The sequence below is a fragment of the Streptomyces sp. NBC_01210 genome (assembly GCF_036010325.1).
Taxonomy (GTDB): domain Bacteria; phylum Actinomycetota; class Actinomycetes; order Streptomycetales; family Streptomycetaceae; genus Streptomyces.
The window spans coordinates 5,466,639-5,484,320 of the sequence record NZ_CP108549.1 but is presented as its reverse complement, the minus strand read 5'-3'; the positions used below and the strand labels follow the sequence as shown (position 1 = coordinate 5,484,320).

At 69.7% G+C, this 17,682-nt stretch carries 14 protein-coding genes and 1 pseudogene; 3 read left to right on the top strand and 12 right to left on the bottom strand.

Annotated elements, in window-relative coordinates; translation table 11 throughout:
• Window positions 1-52 precede the first annotated feature (52 nt).
• A complete protein-coding gene (locus OG735_RS24965; RefSeq protein ID WP_327328445.1) occupies window positions 53-4,720 on the bottom strand; it encodes a Pls/PosA family non-ribosomal peptide synthetase in 4,668 nt (1,555 codons plus the stop codon).
• A 786-nt stretch (window positions 4,721-5,506) separates the two neighbouring features.
• Between OG735_RS24965 and OG735_RS24960 the strand changes: the two genes are divergently transcribed.
• Window positions 5,507-6,325, top strand: coding sequence for a MaoC family dehydratase (locus tag OG735_RS24960; protein ID WP_327325391.1), 819 nt, complete (start codon window positions 5,507-5,509; stop codon window positions 6,323-6,325).
• Here the strand turns inward: OG735_RS24960 and OG735_RS24955 are convergent.
• From OG735_RS24955 to OG735_RS42035, 3 genes and pseudogenes are all read right to left on the bottom strand, one after another.
• A complete protein-coding gene (locus tag OG735_RS24955) occupies window positions 6,294-6,941 on the bottom strand; it encodes a TetR/AcrR family transcriptional regulator (protein ID WP_327325390.1) in 648 nt (215 codons plus the stop codon). The two genes, OG735_RS24960 and OG735_RS24955, sit on opposite strands and share 32 nt — an antisense overlap.
• A 204-nt stretch (window positions 6,942-7,145) precedes the next feature.
• Complete coding sequence (locus tag OG735_RS24950) at window positions 7,146-7,472, bottom strand: hypothetical protein (protein ID WP_327325389.1); 327 nt, start codon at window positions 7,470-7,472, stop codon at window positions 7,146-7,148.
• Between the two features lie 129 nt (window positions 7,473-7,601).
• Window positions 7,602-8,144: pseudogene (locus OG735_RS42035) on the bottom strand (hypothetical protein); the annotation flags it as partial.
• A 491-nt stretch (window positions 8,145-8,635) separates the two neighbouring features.
• Here OG735_RS42035 and OG735_RS24945 point away from each other — a divergent pair.
• Entirely contained in the window at window positions 8,636-9,766 is a 1,131-nt protein-coding gene (locus tag OG735_RS24945; protein WP_327325388.1) for a glycosyltransferase, read from the top strand.
• 110 nt (window positions 9,767-9,876) lie between these two features.
• On the opposite strand, the gene OG735_RS24940 is transcribed toward OG735_RS24945, so the two are convergent.
• The 5 genes from OG735_RS24940 to OG735_RS24920 form a co-directional block, all read right to left on the bottom strand.
• Window positions 9,877-11,226, bottom strand: coding sequence for a dicarboxylate/amino acid:cation symporter (locus OG735_RS24940; RefSeq protein WP_327325387.1), 1,350 nt, complete (start codon window positions 11,224-11,226; stop codon window positions 9,877-9,879).
• Between the two features lie 352 nt (window positions 11,227-11,578).
• Entirely contained in the window at window positions 11,579-11,875 is a 297-nt protein-coding gene (locus tag OG735_RS24935) for a DUF4229 domain-containing protein (RefSeq protein ID WP_327325386.1), read from the bottom strand.
• A 77-nt stretch (window positions 11,876-11,952) separates the two neighbouring features.
• The gene (locus OG735_RS24930; protein WP_327325385.1) at window positions 11,953-12,477 is read right to left on the bottom strand and encodes a GNAT family N-acetyltransferase; all 525 of its coding nucleotides are present in this window, start codon (window positions 12,475-12,477) and stop codon (window positions 11,953-11,955) included.
• Window positions 12,478-12,590: 113 nt separating this feature from the next.
• Window positions 12,591-13,757 (bottom strand): aminofutalosine synthase MqnE, encoded by a 1,167-nt coding sequence (gene mqnE, locus OG735_RS24925; RefSeq protein WP_327328444.1) that lies wholly within the window; start codon window positions 13,755-13,757, stop codon window positions 12,591-12,593.
• A gap of 94 nt (window positions 13,758-13,851) precedes the next feature.
• A complete protein-coding gene (locus OG735_RS24920) occupies window positions 13,852-14,307 on the bottom strand; it encodes an Lrp/AsnC family transcriptional regulator (protein ID WP_327325384.1) in 456 nt (151 codons plus the stop codon).
• A gap of 129 nt (window positions 14,308-14,436) precedes the next feature.
• Here OG735_RS24920 and OG735_RS24915 point away from each other — a divergent pair, with 129 nt between their 5' ends.
• Window positions 14,437-14,571, top strand: a complete 135-nt coding sequence (locus OG735_RS24915; protein ID WP_327328649.1) for a hypothetical protein — start codon at window positions 14,437-14,439, stop codon at window positions 14,569-14,571.
• A 6-nt stretch (window positions 14,572-14,577) separates the two neighbouring features.
• Here OG735_RS24915 and OG735_RS24910 read toward each other — a convergent pair whose 3' ends face one another.
• From OG735_RS24910 to OG735_RS24900, 3 genes are read right to left on the bottom strand one after another with little or no spacing between them, the layout of a single operon-like run.
• Complete coding sequence (locus OG735_RS24910; protein ID WP_327328443.1) at window positions 14,578-15,264, bottom strand: UbiX family flavin prenyltransferase; 687 nt, start codon at window positions 15,262-15,264, stop codon at window positions 14,578-14,580.
• A gap of 41 nt (window positions 15,265-15,305) precedes the next feature.
• Entirely contained in the window at window positions 15,306-16,208 is a 903-nt protein-coding gene (gene mqnP, locus OG735_RS24905) for a menaquinone biosynthesis prenyltransferase MqnP (protein WP_327325383.1), read from the bottom strand.
• Entirely contained in the window at window positions 16,205-17,656 is a 1,452-nt protein-coding gene (locus tag OG735_RS24900) for a menaquinone biosynthesis decarboxylase (protein WP_327325382.1), read from the bottom strand. Before OG735_RS24900 ends, mqnP begins: the two co-directional genes overlap by 4 nt.
• Window positions 17,657-17,682: the final 26 nt, after the last annotated feature.

The following is a 17,682-nucleotide window of genomic DNA, read 5'->3' as shown; positions in this document are numbered from 1 at the left end:
TCTTGCTCGTTTTGCCGGTCTCGCCCGTCTTACCTGTCTTGCGCGTGTTCTGCTACGGCTTCCACGCCGCGATCGGATTACCCAGCCAGCGGGTGCCCGCGGGCACTCGCTCACCACGCATCACGAGCGACGCCGGACCGACCGCGGCCCGGGCGCCGATGACCGCGCCGGGCAGCGCGATTCCGTGCGGACCGAGCGTCGCGCCCGTTCCGAGAACGACATTGTCCATGCGCATGATCCGGTCGTGGAAGAGGTGCGTCTGCACAACACAGCCGCGATTGACGCTCGCACCGACGCCGACGGTGACCAGGTCGGCCTCCGGCAGCCAGTACGTCTCGCACCAGGCTCCGCGGCCGATGCGGGCGCCGAGCCCGCGCAGCCACAGGTTCATCAGCGGTGTGCCGGCGGTCGCGCCGACCAGCCACGGCACGGCGAGCACCTCCACAAAGGTGTCCGCGAGCTCGTTGCGCCATACGAAGGAGGACCACAACGGGTGCTCCACCGCCCGGAAGCGGCCGACGAGCAGCCACTTCGCCGCGATCGCGACGGCACAGGCCACCACTCCGCCGGCGAGCAGCACCGCGCCGCCGCTCAGCACCGCGAGCGCGAGGCCGAGGCGGTCGGCCAGCAGCTCGAAGGCGGCGAGCGCGAGTACGGCGAGCGCCACGCTGCACATGACCGGCACGATCCGGCAGATCTCGACGGTCGCGCGTGCCCACTTCAGCCGCTTCGGCGGGTCGAAGGTACGGCTCTGATCGCCTCCCTCGGCCGCCCGCGGCAGCTTCATCGGCGGCATACCGAGCCAGGAGCTGCCCGCCTTCGCCCGCTTCGGGGTCGACGACAGCACGCCGACCAGGCCGCGCTTGGGCACGGAGCGGCCCGCGGCCGTCATACCGGAGTTGCCGAGGAAGGCCCGCTTGCCCACCCGCGCCTCGGCGATCCGCAGCCAGCCGCCGCCGAGTTCGTACGAGGCGACCATCGTGTCGTCGGCGAGGAACGCGCCGTCGCCGACCGTCGTCATCGCGGGCAGCGCCAGCACGGTCGACGCCTCGACGCCGCGGCCCACCTTCATGCCCAGCGCCCGCAGCCACACGGGCGTGAACAGGCTCGCGTACAGCGGGAAGAGGTGCACCCGGGCCATGTCCATCAGCCGCTCGGTCGCCCACGCCTGCCAGGCGATCCGGCCGTGGACGGGGTGGTAGCCCTCGCGCAGCCCGATGCTGAGCAGGCGCACACCGGCGAGAACGATCAGCGCGTACGTGATCATGGAGACGACCGTCGCGAGCGGTACGGCGGTCAGCGCGGCCGTCAGCGCCTGGCCGAGGCCGGTCCGGCCGTGCACAAACAGGCCGACCACCAGCAGGCCGGGCAGCGCCGCGAGTGCGGGCAGCAGCCCGAGCACCAGCGAGGTGAGCGTGTAGACCGCCGTCCAGCGACGCTTGCGCAGCGGGCGGCCGTCGGGCAGACGGCGGTTGGCCTTGCCCTTGCGGGCCGCCGGCACGCCGGCCCAGCGCTCGCCGGCCGGGACCGCGCCCGTCACACCCGACCCGGGGGCGATCTCGGCCCGCTTGCCGATCCGCGCGCCGGGGAAGAGCGTGCTGCGGGCGCCGACGGTGGCTCCGGCACCGATACGGACGGCGCCGATATGCAGCCGGTCGCCGTCGAGCCAGTGCCCGGACAGATCCACCTCGGGCTCGACCGCGCAGCCCTTGCCGAGCCGCAGCATGCCGGTCACCGGCGGCAGGGCGTGCAGATCGACGCCCTCGCCGATACGGACGCCCAGCGCCCGTGCGTAGTACGTGAGCCACGCCCCGGCGAGGCTGGTCGCGCCGCTCAGCTCGGCGAGACGTTCCGCCGTCCACAGCCGCAGGTGCGCGCTGCCGCCTCTCCGATACGTGCCGGGGCGCAGCCCGCGCAGCAGCAGCCGCGCGCTGCCCGCCGCGATCACGATCCGTCCTGGCGGGCTGACGAGCAGCAGCCAGCCGAGCGCCACCCACCACCAGGACACCGTCGGCGCCCACGGCAGCCCGATGACATTGCTGACCGCGGCCGCGACCACGCCCCAGCGCAGCCCGGCGACGCCGAGCAGCGGCAGCATCAGCAGCACCTGCGCGACACCGGTCAGGCGCGGCACCGGCCGCACGTCCCGCTCTGGCGCGGCGCCCGCGGAGGGCGCCTCCAGCGTCCGGGCGAGCGCGCCGAGCGTCGGGTTCTGGTAGATGTCGCCGACCGATCCGGCGGCGTACCGCTCCCGGATCCGGGACACCAGTTGCGCGGCGGCCAGACTGCCGCCGCCGCTCGCGAAGAAGTCCGCGTCGGGGCTGTTCACCGGCGCCCCGAGAAGATCGGTCCACTGCTCGGCCAGCCAGGCCTCGGTGGCCGTGAGCTCGGCCTGACCGGTGGCCGGAATGTCCAGCGCGGGCAGCGGCCACGGCAGCGCGGCCCGGTCCACCTTGCCCGAGGTACGGGTCGGGAGGGTGTCCACGACGGCGAGCAGCGGCACGAGAGCGGCGGGCAGCTCCTTGCGCAGGCGCGCGAGGGCGTCGGCCTGGTCGAAGGAATCCGCGTCGAGGGGCAGCGCGCCGGCGACGACGTCGGGTGCGTCGGCGGGGCGGGTGCCGCCTGCGGCGCCGGAGGCCGCGCCGGCATCGGCGTCGGTGCCCGCCGCGGACACAGGGCCGGGGGCACCAGAGTCCACCGACGGGCCGGCGGCCACTTCGCCGACAAAACTACGAGCCACAGGCCCCACACCATCCGGCACGCGGGCGCCGGCATCGGCGTCCCTGCCCGCCGCGGACACAAGGCCGCGGGCACCAGAGTGCACCGGCGAGCCGGCGGCCGCCTCGCCGACAAAACCACGAGCCGCAAAACCCACACCATCCGGCACGCGGGCGCCGGCATCGGCGTCCCTGCCCGCCGCGGACACAAGGCCGCGGGCACCAGGGTGCACCGACGAGCCGACGGCCCCTTCGCCGACAAAACTACGAACCGCAAAACCCACGCCATCCGACACGCCGACGCCGGCATCGGCGTCCCTGCCCGCCGCGGACACAAGGCCGGACGGGCTGGGCGCAGCGCCGACGCCCCCGTCGTTGGAGGCGTGTGCGCTGTCGGCGCGGTCTGCAACGGCACCGATGCCGGGGGCGCCGGGCACGTCGGCGTCGGCCACCGGGGCGGAGGCCGGGCCGTCGACGAGGCCAGGGGCCGCACAGCCCGCGCCGTCCGCGGTGTCCGCGATCGCCAGGTCGCCGGCGGCCGGCCGACCGGCGGCCGGCTCGCTCGGCACCACATAGCCGACCAGCAGCTGATGCCCGCCCGCCGTCGTACGTACCGCAGCCGCGGCTCCCGCGACGCCCGGCAGCGCCTGCAGCGCCGCGTCGATCTCGCCGAGTTCGATACGGCGGCCGCCGAGCTTGATCTGCTCGTCCGCCCGGCCGACGAAGAGCAGGCCGTCCTCCTCCGCCCGGACCAGGTCGCCGCTGCGGTAGGCGCGCGCCCAGCCGAGCGCGGGCAGTGGCGCGTACTTCTCGGCGTCCTTGCCGGCATCCAGGTAGCGGGCGAGGCCGACGCCGCCGATGACGAGCTCGCCGGTCTCGCCCATGGGGACGAGGTCGCCGGCGCCGTCCACGACGGCGAGCGCCCAACCGTCCAGCGGCAGCCCGATCCGTACCGGCCCTTCGCCGGTCAGCGGTGCCGCGCAGGCGACGACCGTGGCCTCGGTCGGGCCGTACGTATTCCAGACCTCGCGGCCCGTGACGGCCATCCGCTCGGCAAGCTCGGGCGGGCAGGCCTCACCGCCGAAGATCAGCAGTCGTACGTCGTCCAGCGCCTCGGCGGGCCAGAGGGCCGCGAGCGTGGGGACCGTCGACACGACAGTGATGCGCTGCTCGACCAGCCAGGGGCCAAGGTCAAGGCCGGTGCGTACGAGGGAGCGGGGTGCGGGGACGAGGCAGGCGCCGTGCCGCCAGGCGAGCCACATCTCCTCGCAGGAGGCGTCGAAGGCGACGGAGAGCCCGGCGAGGACCCGGTCGTCCGGGCCGAGAGGCTCTTTCGCCAGGAAGATCCGGGCCTCGGCGTCGACGAAGGCGGCAGCACTGCGGTGGCTGACGGCGACGCCCTTGGGCTTGCCGGTGGAGCCCGAGGTGAAGATGATCCACGCGTCGTCGTCCGGGCCCGGCCGACTGGCGGCGGCAGCGCGCGGGGCGCCTTCCGGGCCCGGCCGACTGGCGGCGGCACCACCGGGGGCACCCTCCGGCCCCGGGCCGGCACCCGCCGCACCCGCCGCGGTGCCGAACGGTTCGATGGCCCGGCCCGCGCCTATCACGGCGCTCACCGCCGCCTCGGTGAAGACCAGCTCTGCGCGCTCGTCGGGGTCCTCGGCGTCGACCGGTACATACGCGGCGCCCGCCGCCAGCACCGCGAGGATCGAGACATACAGGTCGGCGGTTCCTGAGGGCACGCGTACGCCGACCCGGTCGCCGATGCCTATCCCGGCGGCGGCGAGGCGCAGTCGCAGCGACTCGACCTCGTCGAGCAGCGCGCGGTACGTGAGCGGCGCGTCACCGTCGTCGACGGCTGGTGCGTCCGGGTGACGGCGTGCGGTCTCGTCGAGGATGTCGAGCAGAGTGCGCTCGGAGGCGGCACCTCCCGCGGTGAAGAGCGCGGGCGCCGGTGCCTCGTCGAGCAGCGGATCGAGTAGTGCCGGGGACTCCGGGGCCATAGTCATACAGCGCACCGATCGTCGGCCGACAGGTCGCTCCATGCGGGTTGGCTCCGGTGGATGCCAGGCTGGCTCGTACGCATCTCTCACTCTCCGTCGGTCGTGTGGAGTGCGCGCCGAATCCCCATCCCGCGCACGGCAAACGAGGAGTTTATCCAGCGTTGACCCAACTCGCCTGTTGTACGCGGCACAGCCCACCGGACCGCATCAGCCCGCGCGGCTCCTGGTCGAATCGCATCGATCCTGCTCAGGACCGTCACCGGAGCCGTCCTCACTACCACCGTACGACCCGGCCCCGGAGGCCCGATTGTGGCGAACCGCACTCGTCGGCCGCCCCGTTCGTCCGCACTCTGGGCAACCGGGCCTTCTCAGAAGGTCACCGGGCCGACCTCGCGTGCATCGCCTCGATCTCCGCCGCGAAGTCCCGTGCGAGCGCTGCCCTCTTGAGCTCGTGACAGCGGGCGGTCGGCCGCGTCGACCGCCCGTTGCGGCGCGCCGCGCAGCTTGATTCCCGGTCGCCTCCCGGGCGAGGTTCACATCCCGGCCGTGCTTCAGGACGGCGCCGCTCCGCCCCGAACTCGCCGACCTCGTGCACCATCTCGACCAGTTACTGACTCCCGAGTAACCTTACTTCGGAGTAAATCCACGACCGCACAGGGAGCCTGGACCATGGCCGACCGCCATCCACACTTCTCTCGCACAGCATCCGGCCGTTTCCCGGACCGGCGACCGGGGTCGGCACCTCTGCACCACTAGAGCCCGGAACACCCGTCCCTGGAAGGGCCGTTGCCGGCGCTGACCCTGGCCTGCGGGGCACTGACCTCGCCATTGAAGCGGAAGGTCCAGGCGGAGGCCCGGCTGCCCGCGACCCGGCTGGCGGAGCGGGGTGTACGGATCAGTCCGGCCCGCCTCGTCGCCTACGCAGAGATCTGCGGTTTCCGGCAGACGGACCCGCTGCCCCTCCCCTATCCGCGCATAGTCGGATTCCCGCTCGCGCTGCGGCTGATGGCGGACCGGCGCTTCCCGCTGCCTCTCCTCGGCCTGGTCCACACACGCATCGAAATCACCCGGCACCGAGCGACACATGCCAAGGAAAGCCACGAACTGATCCTGTACGCCGAGGAGTTGACGCCACACCGGCGCGGCACCGAAGTCACCGTGGTGACGGAGGCGCGGCTGGACGGCGAACTGGTGCGGGAGTCACGCAGCGGCTATCTCGCCCGGCACGGCACCACGTACGACGGTCCCGACGCTCCTCGCGAGGCCACCCCCGTACCGGCCCTGCCCCCGGTCGCCGAGTGGCGGCTGCCCGCCGGCCTGGGACGCCGCTACGGCGCGGTGTCCGGCGACCGCAACCCCATCCATCTTCATCCGCTGACGGCGAAGCTCTTCGGCTTTCCCCGCGCGATCGCGCACGGCATGTGGACCTTCGCCCGCTGCCTCGCCGAGGCCGATCCGGATCAAGTGACGTACGTACGCGCGGAGTTCAAGGCACCCGTACCGCTCCCCACGACCGTGACATACACGGCCGACGGCTCGGCGTTCCAACTCCGCAGCGGCGACCGTGTCCACCTCACCGGGGAGACCAGCGCTGACCCTTCATAAGGTCCCCGAGCCCCATCCAGGCGAAGTTCATCAGCGTCCCCGCCGCTTCCTTCGCCGAGACGCCCTCGGTCTCGTTCGCCCACCCTGCGAGCGACTCCGCCGCGCCCACCAGCGCCTGCGCCAGCCCCCCGACATCCCGGCCGGCCAACTCCGGGTTGTGTTGCCTCTCGCGTGCCGCGGCCCCGATCAGCCCGGTCACAAAGATCACTATCTCGTCCCGCATGGCCGCCACTTCAGCGGCGAACGGCTCTCCGTGCGTACGCGCCTGCCGGTGCAGGATGGCCCAGCCGTCCGGGTTCTCGGCGGTGTGCGTGAAGAACGCCGCGAGCCCCGACCACAGCTGACGGTCCGCCGCGAGGCCCGGCTCGGCTCCCGCTCGCACGGCGACGATCAGGGCCTCCGCCTCGCGCCGGATGCACGCCGTGAAGAGCTCTTCCTTGGAGTTCAAGTACAGATAGACCAGCGGCTTGGAGACCCCGGCCAGCTCCGCGATCTCATCCATCGAGGCTGCCCGGTAGCCGCGCTGCCCGAAGGTCCGCACGGCCGCGTCCATCATCTGCCGCTCGCGCACGGCGCGCGGCATGCGTTTGCTTTTCATGCCGTTCACAGCACCCATGTCAGACATCCTCCCCGCCCCACACCCCAACTCCGCGGTAAGCCTACGGCCCCTTCACAGCGGCGGTGACGCGGAGCGGTGAGCAAGGCCGAGAGCAACGCTGTGAGCGCTTGCCCTGGGCGTAGGTTCAGTTGGAGCCGCACAAGAAGACGCGTGCTGTACCCGAGAACGGGCACAGCACGCGTCGTCATGATGCCGACGGGGTCAGGGGCGGTCCATACCCATCAGGCCATAGTTCATCTCGCTGTTGGGAGCCAGGGGACCCTTCAACTCGGTCGTCCGGAAAAGCGGCGGCGGCAGTGCCACCTGGACCCACGGGCCAACGAAGGTCACGCTACCGTCGGCCGGGTTGATGGTGCCGGTGATCACCCAAATGCTCCCGTCCCCGGCCACCACCCTGACGGTGACAATGAGGCCGTTCACCTCGACGTCCAGGCCGCAGACGTCCTCCGGGAACTCCGCGAGGGCGCTGAGGTTGGTATGGACCCCTGTCGCGACGTTCAGGTCGTACGCAACGCCGTCGATGAGCACGATGTGGTGCCAGACCGTGCCAATTACCGGAACCTCGACACTGTAGCTCTCGGTGTCACTGCAGTGTCCCTTGGGACCGGTGGGCCCGGTCGGCCCGGTGTTACCCCTCGGCCCGGTGGGCCCGGTGTTACCCGCCGGCCCAGTCGGCCCGGTGTCACCCGTCGGACCCGTGTCACCTGTCGGACCCGTGTCACCTGTCGGCCCGGTCGGACCCGTGTCACCCGTCGGCCCGGTCGGACCCGTGTCACCCGTCGGCCCGGTGTCACCCGTCGGCCCGGTCGGACCCGTGTCACCCGTCGGCCCGGTGTCACCCGTCGGCCCGGTCGGACCCGTGGCACCCGTCGGCCCGGTGTCACCCGTCGGCCCGGTCGGACCCGTGGCACCGTCCACACCATCGGCCCCGGTCGGCCCGGTCGGACCCGTGTCACCCGTCGCACCGGTCGGACCCGTGTTGCCGTCCAGACCGTCCAGACCAGCGGGCCCGGTGTCACCCGTCGGCCCCGTGTCGCCCGTCGGCCCGGTCGGACCCGTGGCACCGTCCACACCATCGGCCCCGGTCGGACCCGTGGGACCCGTGTCTCCCGTGGGCCCGGTGGGCCCCGTGGCCCCCTTGCGCCCTCTGGGACCCGTAGGCCCGGTGGGGCCCACCTTGCACTTGTCCTTGCCGCCCACTGCCTGCGGCGCTGTCTCCGCCCGGGGCTGCGCCTTCGTTCTGTTATCGCATCTATCCCTGTCCGATTGGCCGGCCGCGACAACGTCAGAGTTCGCCTTGGTGGCCTGCGCGGCGGCAATCGCGGGATTCGCCATCCCGGTAAGCACGAGCGCGATCGACGCGATCGTGCCGCCGGTCAGCCAGGCACGCCGCCTTGGAAGCGGGCCCAGCGGGGACTTGGTCCTGTGTTCAGGACTCATACACTGCTCCTTTTTGAACCAGTTCGAGTGACGCTCCGGAAGCGAGTTCGGGCTTCCTTCGGCATCATCGGTTCGCGGACGCAACGCCTTGAGGGCCTTCCAGAGTTATCAACGCAATGGCCTATGAGCGACACACCAATGGGTGCGTACGCGGCAGCGAACCGGCACGGGCCGTCGGCGTGCCGTCTCCGCGCCACTGAGTCCGCTGCATAGGGTCGCCGCCGGACCGACCCGCCGGAAGTGGTGATGCAGTGAAGCCGTCCGTGTGCCTGTGCATGATCGTCAAGAACGAGTCGAAAGTCATCGAACGATGCCTCGCCTCAGTGCGTGACCTGGTGGACACCTGGGTGATCTCCGACACCGGTTCGACCGACGGAACCCAGGAGTTGATCCGTACGGCGATGCACGGCATCCCGGGCGAGTTGCACGAGGAGCCCTGGGTCAACTTCGGCCACAACCGGACCCTGAACATCAGGCACGCCCACCGCAAGGCCGACTATTTGCTCCTCCTCGACGCCGACCTCGTGATCCGCCGGGACGGCCCGCTGCCCCGGCTGACCGCCGACGCCTACATGCTGCGTCACGAAGGCGCGACCGAGTACCGCATCAGGCGCCTGGTCCGCGGCGACATCGCCTGGCGGTACGAAGGCGTCACCCACGAGTACCTCACCGCCGACCAGCGGCACGACCAGGAGAATCTCGACGCGCTCGTCATCGAGGACTTCCACGACGGAGGTTCACGGCACGACAAGTTCGAGCGCGACGCGCGCCTGCTGAGCGCCGAGATGGAGCGCGACCCCGCCAATACCCGCACGGTTTTCTACCTGGCACAGACCATGCGCGACATGGGCAACACCGACGAGGCGATCACCCTGTACGAGCGCCGCGCCGCGATGGGGGGCTGGGTCGAAGAGGTGTACTACTCGCTGTTGCAGGTCGGAATTCTCAAGGACGGTTCCGACGACTGGCCGGGAGCGATGGACGCCTTCTCCCGCGCCTGGGAATCGCGTCCACAGCGGCTCGAAGCGTCTTACGAACTCTCCGCGCGGCTGCGCAAACTGGGCCGCCATCATGCCGCGCACGCGATCGTCCGTGCCGGGCTGGGCCAGGAGCCGCCGGACGACCTGCTGTTCATCCAGCCGTGGGTGTACCGCTGGGGACTACTGTTCGAGTTCTCGATCACTGCCTACTGGGTGGGCGACTACGCCGGGTCGCTCCAGGCGTGCGACCGCCTACTGGCGATGCCCGACCTTCCCGACGCCTATCGCAAGCAGACGGTCGCCAACCGTAAATTCGCCGCGAAGCGGGTGGCCACGATCCCTGAACCGACCCCCGCGGTTCACATGCCAAAGGCACTGCGGGCGGGCCCGAAGGAAGACTGAAAGGCCAGAACGGCCGAAAGCCCGCGTTGCGGAACGGCGGCCCCGCGACAGCGGTTGTGCCCGCACCCGGAGGTCCGGGTGCGGGCACAGATGTCTCAGACCGTTGTGACCTACGCGGCGACCGGCACGGCCACCTTCTGCTCGGCCTCGCGGACGTCGTACTCGTCGATCGGCGAGGACGTCGCCGAGTTGTACGCGTCGTGGTCGAGGATCTTCTCGCGGGCCGCGACGATGACCGGAACCAGCGCTTGGCCTGCGACGTTCGTGGCAGTCCTCATCATGTCCAGAATCGGGTCGATCGCCATCAGCAGACCCACACCCTCCAGCGGCAGACCCAGCGTGGAGAGGGTCAGCGTCAGCATGACCGTCGCGCCGGTCAGTCCGGCGGTGGCCGCCGAGCCGACGACCGAGACGAAGGCGATCAGCAGGTAGTCCTGGACGCCGAGCTGCACATCGAAGATCTGCGCGATGAAGATCGCTGCGAGCGCCGGATAGATCGCGGCGCAGCCGTCCATCTTGGTCGTCGCGCCGAACGGAACGGCGAACGAGGTGTACTCCTTCGGTACGCCGAGACGTTCGGTGACCTTCTGGGTGACCGGCATCGTACCGACCGAGGAGCGGGAGACGAAGGCCAGCTGGATGGCCGGCCAGGCGCCCTTGAAGAACTGGACCGGGTTGACCTTGGCGACGGTCGCCAGCAGCAGCGGGTAGACGCCGAACAGCACCAGCGCGCAGCCGATGTAGACGTCCGCGGTGAACGTCGCGTACTTGCTGATCAGGTTCCAGCCGTAGTCGGCGATGGCGAAGCCGATGAGGCCGATGGTACCGATGGGCGCCAGTCGGATGACCCACCACAGCGCCTTCTGCAGCAGCTCGAGCACGGCCTCGCTGAGCGTGAGGATCGGCTTGGCCTTCTCGCCGAGCGCCAGCGCGGCGATACCGGCGACGACGGCCAGGAAGACGATCTGGAGAACCTCGAGCGTGGCGAACGGCGTGACGATGTCCGTCGGGATGATTCCGGTGAGGAAGTCGATCCAGGTCCCGTGGTGCTCGGGGGCCTTGCCGTCCTTCGGCGTAAGCCCGGTGCCCGCGCCCGGGTTGGTGAGCAGGCCGATCGCGAGGCCGATGGCGACCGCGATCAGCGACGTGATCATGAACCAGAGAAGCGTGCGGGTGGCCAGCCTGGCGGCGTTGTTGACCTTACGGAGGTTGGTGATCGACACCAGGATCGCGAAGAAGACGAGCGGCGCGACGGCCAGCTTCAGCAGCTGGACGAAGATCGAGCCGACCTGGTCGAGCGTGTCCTTCAGCCAGCCGATGTCCTGACTGCGGGCGAGCCAGCCCAGCAGGACGCCGAGCGCCAGACCGGCGGCGATCTGGGCCCAGAAGGGGACCTTGGGTATACGGAAACCGGAGCCCGAGGGCTTTCCGGCCGTGGTGGACACGGTGTTCGCGGACACGGAGGACACACTCCAGATATGGCGCATCGAAGACATACGGGGACGGGGGTGCGGCGCCCATGCGCAGTGCGCAGCGCCGCTGTGATGCCGGGATCAGACCGAGCGGCAACAGACCGCGGACATACAGCGGCACAGATCGACATGCAGGCGCGCCACGAGCGGGATGCTCACGGCGTCGTGGTGGCGCACTGCTGTCTTCACATCGAACACGTTAACACTTGAACTTTGAGAACCTCAAAGCTCCTCTTGGGGTCCGGGGCATGCCTGGCGCGCCGGGAACGACGACGCCCCGGCAGTGGAGCGACTGCTCCTGCCGGGGCGCGGGTTGAGTGTGAAGAAGCTGACGCGGCGTCTACTGGACGGCGCCGTCCTCCTGCGATCGGTTGGCCTCGAGCCTGGCCTTGGCCTGGTCGACCTTGCCGACGATCTGCTCGGACATGGCGTCACGCTGCTTGCGCAGCAGGATGAAGCTGAGCGGCGCGGACAGGACGAGCGCGAGCAGGATCACCCAGACGAAGTTGGAGTCGCCAAGCCCCTTGGGCAGTACGCCGACCTGGACCAGGGTGCCCACGAGAACGAAGCAGCCGATGAAGATGGCGAGGCGCATCGTGGTGTACCGGATCGCGGCGCTCGACTTGGCAGCGGACACGGCGGGCCTTCTCTCTTCGTACGACAGGTCGTGCCCGTCCAGTGAAGCACGCCCCGTCCTGTCCGATTCAAGGGGGTTCAGATCAGCGGCAGCAGCATCACGATGTCGTCGCGGTCGTCGCCCTCGGCGACCCGGATCCCGCCGGGCACGCGCCCGACCTCCTTGTAGCCGCAGGCGGCGTAGAAGTGGTCGGCTCCGGTGCCGCCGCGGCAGGTGAGCCGTATCGCCTCGATACCGTCGAAGCTCCGGGCGGCTTCGGCGGCCGCGGCCATCAGCTCGCGCCCGTACCCCTTGCCCTGGTGCTTGGGGTGCACCATCACCGTGTAGAGCCAGACCCAGTGCAGCATCAGCCGGTGCGTGTTGTACGTGAAGAAGGCGGTGGCCGCGACGGCGCCCTCGTCGTCGTAGCCGACGAGCAGCCGGGTGCGTCCCTCGGCCATCGCGACGAGATGCTTCACGAACTCGGGCCGCACGGCGTCGTCGGTCACCGGCGGCACGAAGCCGACGGCGCCGCCGGTGTTGGACACGTCGGCCCAGAGCGAGACGACCCCGTCCCGCAGGGGACGGTCGATCGGTGGATCCAGCTCAAAGGTAAGGCCCATGGGGCGAGGCTAGTCATTACAAGCGGCGATGCTCAAGCCGTGTCCAGAACGCGGGAAACCCCGGCCTGCGACCGGGGCTTCCCGATGAGTCGGGGAGTTGGGAGCGGGGGCGGTCAGACCCGCATCGGCTGCGGCGACTCGCGCCGATCCGCGTCCGGGCCCGGGTACTCGCGGATGATCTCGTAGCGCGTGTTCCGCTCCACCGGACGGAAGCCCGCATCGCGGATCAGGTCCAGCAGATCGTCGCGGGTCAGCTTGTTCGGCGTGCCGTAGTTGTCCGCATCGTGCGTGATCTTGTACTCGACGACCGATCCGTCCATGTCGTCCGCGCCGTGCTGCAGTGCGAGCTGCGCGGTCTGCACACCGTGCATCACCCAGAACACCTTGACGTGCGGCACGTTGTCGAACAGCAGCCGCGAGACCGCGAAGGTCTTCAGCGCCTCGGCACCGGTCGCCATCGTCGTCCGTGCCTGCAGCCGGTTGCGGACCTTGCCGTCCTGCATGTCCACGAAGTCGTGCTGGTAGCGCAGCGGGATGAAGACCTGGAAACCGCCGGTCTCGTCCTGCAGCTCACGCAGCCGCAGCACATGGTCGACGCGGTGGCGGGGCTCCTCGATATGGCCGTACAGCATCGTGCTCGGGGTCTTGAGCCCCTTGGAGTGCGCGAGGCGGTGGATGCGCGACCAGTCTTCCCAGTGGGTGCGGTGGTCGACGATGTGCTGCCGGACCTCCCAGTCGAAGATCTCCGCGCCGCCGCCGGTCAGCGACTCCAGACCAGCCTCGATCAGCTCGTCGAGGATGTCGGAGGCGGACATCCCGGAGATGGTCTCGAAGTGGTGGATCTCGGTGGCGGTGAAGGCCTTCAGGGAGACGTTCGGCAGAGCCTTCTTGAGCTCGCTGAGCGAGCGCGGGTAGTACCGCCACGGCAGGTTGGGGTGAAGCCCGTTGACGATGTGCAGCTCGGTGAGGTTCTCGCCCTCCATCGCCTTGGCGAGTCGGACGGCCTCCTCGATGCGCATGGTGTACGCGTCCTTCTCGCCCGGCTTGCGCTGGAACGAGCAGTACGCACACGACGCGGTGCACACATTCGTCATATTGAGGTGGCGGTTGACGTTGAAGTGGACGACGTCACCGTTCTTGCGCGTCCGCACCTCGTGCGCGAGTCCGCCGAGCCATGCCAGGTCGTCCGACTCATAGAGGGCGATGCCGTCCTCGCGGGTCAGCCGCTCGCCGGCCCTGACCTTCTCCTCCAGCTCGCGCTTGAGGCCCACATCTTGAATAGATGCAGTCACTTAGGCCGCCTCCCATATGTCTGCGCCGTGCTGTCCCGAGGGGACACCCCCGGGACCCCCCGGAGGCTCCACCACCGTACGCCTAGCCCTCCTCGGGCAGATCGCCGACCCGGTTCTCCCACTTGGTGGAAAGCACGATCGTGGTACGCGTACGGGAGACACCCCTCGTGCCGGAGAGCCGGCGGATCGTCTTCTCCAGACCGTCCACGTTGTCGGCCCGCACCTTGAGCATGTACGAGTCGTCGCCCGCGATGAACCAGCAGTCCTCGATCTCGGCGAGGTCCTTCAGTCGGCGCGCCACATCCTCATGGTCGGCCGCGTCGGAGAGCGAGATCCCGATCAGTGCCGTGACACCGAGACCGAGCGAGGCGGCGTCGACGGTGGCCCGGTAGCCGGTGATGACGCCTGCCGCCTCGAGGCGGTTGATGCGATCGGTGACGGAGGGCCCCGAGAGCCCGACGAGCCGGCCGAGCTCGGCGTACGAAGCCCGGCCGTTCTCCCTGAGCGCCTGGATGAGCTGCCTGTCCACCGCGTCCATATGCCTGGACCCTTCCATTGTTCAGCGATCTCGCAAGTTTACGTATAGAATCTAAGGCACACAGGGTCAACACCCTGCAAATCTTTCAGACGATCAGCAATGATCCTTCGAAACTTCAGGAGTGACACCGTGTACTCGATCGAGATGGCCCACGCCCACATGCGACAGCTGCAGGAGCTGGCCAACCGCTCGCGTGCCCATCAGCCCGCTGCCGCCCACCGGATCGACAAGACCCGCACGGCTCGCCGCGCCAAGAAGCGCTAACCCGGGCTAATCCGTACGAGAGCCACCCAGCTCTCCCTCCCAACGGCGGTACAGCTGATGCGGCACCCCTGCCGCGTCCAGCACCCGCCCAGCGACGAAGTCCACCAGATCCTGGATGTGCGTCGCCCCCGCGTAGAACGCCGGAGAGGCGGGCAGCACCACGGCGCCCGCCTCGTCCAGTGTCACCAGATGCTTGAGGGTCTGCCCGTTCAGCGGGGTCTCCCGCACCGCGACCACGAGCTTCCGCCGCTCCTTGAGTGTCACGCTCGCCGCGCGCTGCAGCAGGTCCTTCGAGAGCCCGAGCGCCACCCCGGCCACACACGCCGTGGACGCCGGCACGATCAGCATCCCCTTCACCGGATACGAACCGGACGAAGGCCCGGCGGCCAGATCCCCCGCGGCCCAGTACCGTACGGCATCGACATCGACCCGGAAGGTGCCCGGCTTCCCGTCGGCCCCGCGCGCCAGCCACTCCCGCAGATCCTCGCGCCAGTACGCGTCGCGGAAGGCGATCCCGGTCTCGTCGAGCAGCGTCAGCCGCGAGGCGCGGCTGACCACCAGGTCCACGCTCTCGCCCGCGGCCAGCAGCCCGCGCAGTACAGCGGCGGCATACGGCGTCCCGGACGCGCCGGAGACCCCCACCACCCACGGCTGACGGCTCTTCACTTCCACAGGCTCCACACCTCTGACCATATCCGGCGGCCGGCGGTCTTCAGCCGTCACGTGCGCCATGGCTACACGGTCAGGCCGCGCACCAGCAGATCGAGCAACGCACACGCGAAGAGAGCGATCCCGATGAAGCCGTTGACCGTGAAGAACGCACGGTTGAGACGGGACAGATTGTGCGGCGTCACGATCGTGTGCTCGTACAGGAACGCCGCCACGACGATCACCAGGCCCAGCCAGAAGAACCCGCCCACGTCCGTGGCCAGCGCGTACCAGACCAGCAGGAGCGTGGTGACGACATGCGAGACGCGCGCGCCGTACAGCGCGGCCGGGATGCCGAAGCGGGCCGGGACGGACATCACGCCCTGCGCACGGTCCGCCTGAACGTCCTGGCAGCCGAAGATCAGGTCGAAGCCGCCGATCCAGACGCCGACCGCGAGACCGAGGATCACCGCGTCCCAGGACCACTGGCCGGTGATCGCGATCCATGCGCCGACCGGCCCCATCGCCTGGGCGAGTCCGAGGATGGCGTGCGGGAAGTTCGTGAACCGCTTGCCGTACGGATAGACCACCATCGGGATCACCGCGATGGGGGCGAGCGCGAGGCACAGCGGGTTCAGCGCGGCGGCCGCCCCGAGGAAGACGACCACGGCGACCAGTGCGCCGGTCCAGGCCGACCTCACCGAGACCGCGCCGGTCACCAGCTCGCGTCCCGCGGTACGCGGATTACGGGCGTCGATCTCGCGGTCGATGATGCGGTTGCAGGCCATCGCGAAGGTGCGCAGACCCACCATCGCGATCGTCACCAGCAGCAGCCGCCCCCAGTGGATGTTCCCGTCCAGCTGGAACATCGCGGTCAGCGAGGCGATGTAGGCGAAAGGGAGCGCGAAGACCGAGTGCTCGATCATCACCAGCCGGAGAAAGGCCTTGGTCCCACCGGGTTGCGGGACTGCGGCGGCGGCACTGCTCACAGGCCGTACTCCTTCCAACGGCGGTCGACCTTCGCCGCCGTCTCCGGGTCGGACTCGACCATGTTCGGCCAGCCGCCGTCCCGTACGTACCCCTCCTCGGGGAGCTTCTTCGTCGCGTCGATGCCCGCCTTGCCGCCCCAGAACTGCTGGTACGAGGCATGGTCGAGGTGGTCGACCGGGCCCTCGACGACGGTCAGGTCACGGGCGTAGTCGGTGTTGCCGAGCGCCCGCCACGAGACCTCGTGCAGATCGTGGACGTCACAGTCGGCGTCCACGACGACGATCAGTTTCGTCAGCGACATCATGTGCGCGCCCCAGATGGCGTGCATGACCTTCTGTGCGTGCTTCGGGTACTTCTTGTCGATCGAGACGATCGCGCAGTTGTGGAAGCCGCCGGACTCGGGCAGGTGGTAATCCACGATGTCCGGCACGATGATCTTGAGCAGGGGCAGGAAGAACCGCTCCGTGGCCCGGCCCAGCGGACCGTCCTCCGTCGGCGGCCGGCCCACCACGATCGACTGCAGCAGCGGGCGCTTGCGCATCGTGACGCAGTCGATGGTCAGTGCCGGGAAGGGCTCCTGCGGGGTGTAGAAGCCGGTGTGGTCGCCGAAGGGACCCTCGGGGAGCATCTGGCCGGGCTCCAGCCAACCCTCGATGACGACCTCGGCGTTCGCCGGGACCTGCAGCGGCACCGTCTTGCAGTCGACCATCTCGATCCGCTTGCCCTGGACGAAGCCCGCGAAGAGGTACTCGTCGATATCACCGGGCAGCGGCGCGGTGGACGCATATGTGACGGCCGGCGGGCAGCCGAAGGCGATCGCGACCGGCAGCCGCTCACCGCGTTTGGCCGCCACTTGGTAGTGGTTGCGGCTGTCCTTGTGGATCTGCCAGTGCATGCCGATGGTGCGCCTGTCGTGGCGCTGCAGGCGGTAGAGACCGAGGTTGCGTACGCCCGTCTCCGGATGCTTGGTGTGCGTGAGACCCAGGTTGAAGAAGGAACCGCCGTCCTCCGGCCAGGTGAACAGCGCCGGCAGCTGGTCCAGGTCCACGTCGTCGCCGTGCAGGACGACCTCCTGCACCGGCGCGTCCTTCACCTTCTTCGGCGGCACGTGCACCATCGTGCCGAGCTTCCCGAAGGCCTCCCGCACACCGACGAAGCCATGCGGCAGCTCCGGCTTGAGCAGCCCGCCGATCTTGTCGCTGATCTCCGCGTAGGACTTCAGGCCGAGCGCCTTGAGCAGCCGGCGGTCCGTACCGAAGACGTTCATCGCGAGCGGCATCGCGGATCCGCGCACATTCTCGAAGAGCAGCGCGGGACCCCCGGCCTTGTTCACGCGGTCGACGATCTCCCCGACCTCCAGATACGGATCAACCTCGGCCTTGATGCGCTTGAGGTCTCCCTCGCGCTCCAGCGCCCGGAGCAGGGAGCGAAGATCGTCGTAAGCCATGCCAACCAGTATCGGCCACCCACTAC

What these genes read in the sequence shown, in the direction of transcription:
- OG735_RS24965 (WP_327328445.1), bottom strand. Translation starts at nt 4,720, where the DNA reads ATGGCCCCGGAGTCCCCGGCACTACTCGATCCGCTGCTCGACGAGGCA.
- OG735_RS24955 (WP_327325390.1), bottom strand. Translation starts at nt 6,941, where the DNA reads ATGGGTGCTGTGAACGGCATGAAAAGCAAACGCATGCCGCGCGCCGTG.
- OG735_RS24930 (WP_327325385.1), bottom strand. Translation starts at nt 12,477, where the DNA reads ATGGGCCTTACCTTTGAGCTGGATCCACCGATCGACCGTCCCCTGCGG.
- OG735_RS24920 (WP_327325384.1), bottom strand. Translation starts at nt 14,307, where the DNA reads ATGGACGCGGTGGACAGGCAGCTCATCCAGGCGCTCAGGGAGAACGGC.
- OG735_RS24910 (WP_327328443.1), bottom strand. Translation starts at nt 15,264, where the DNA reads ATGGTCAGAGGTGTGGAGCCTGTGGAAGTGAAGAGCCGTCAGCCGTGG.
- OG735_RS24900 (WP_327325382.1), bottom strand. Translation starts at nt 17,656, where the DNA reads ATGGCTTACGACGATCTTCGCTCCCTGCTCCGGGCGCTGGAGCGCGAG.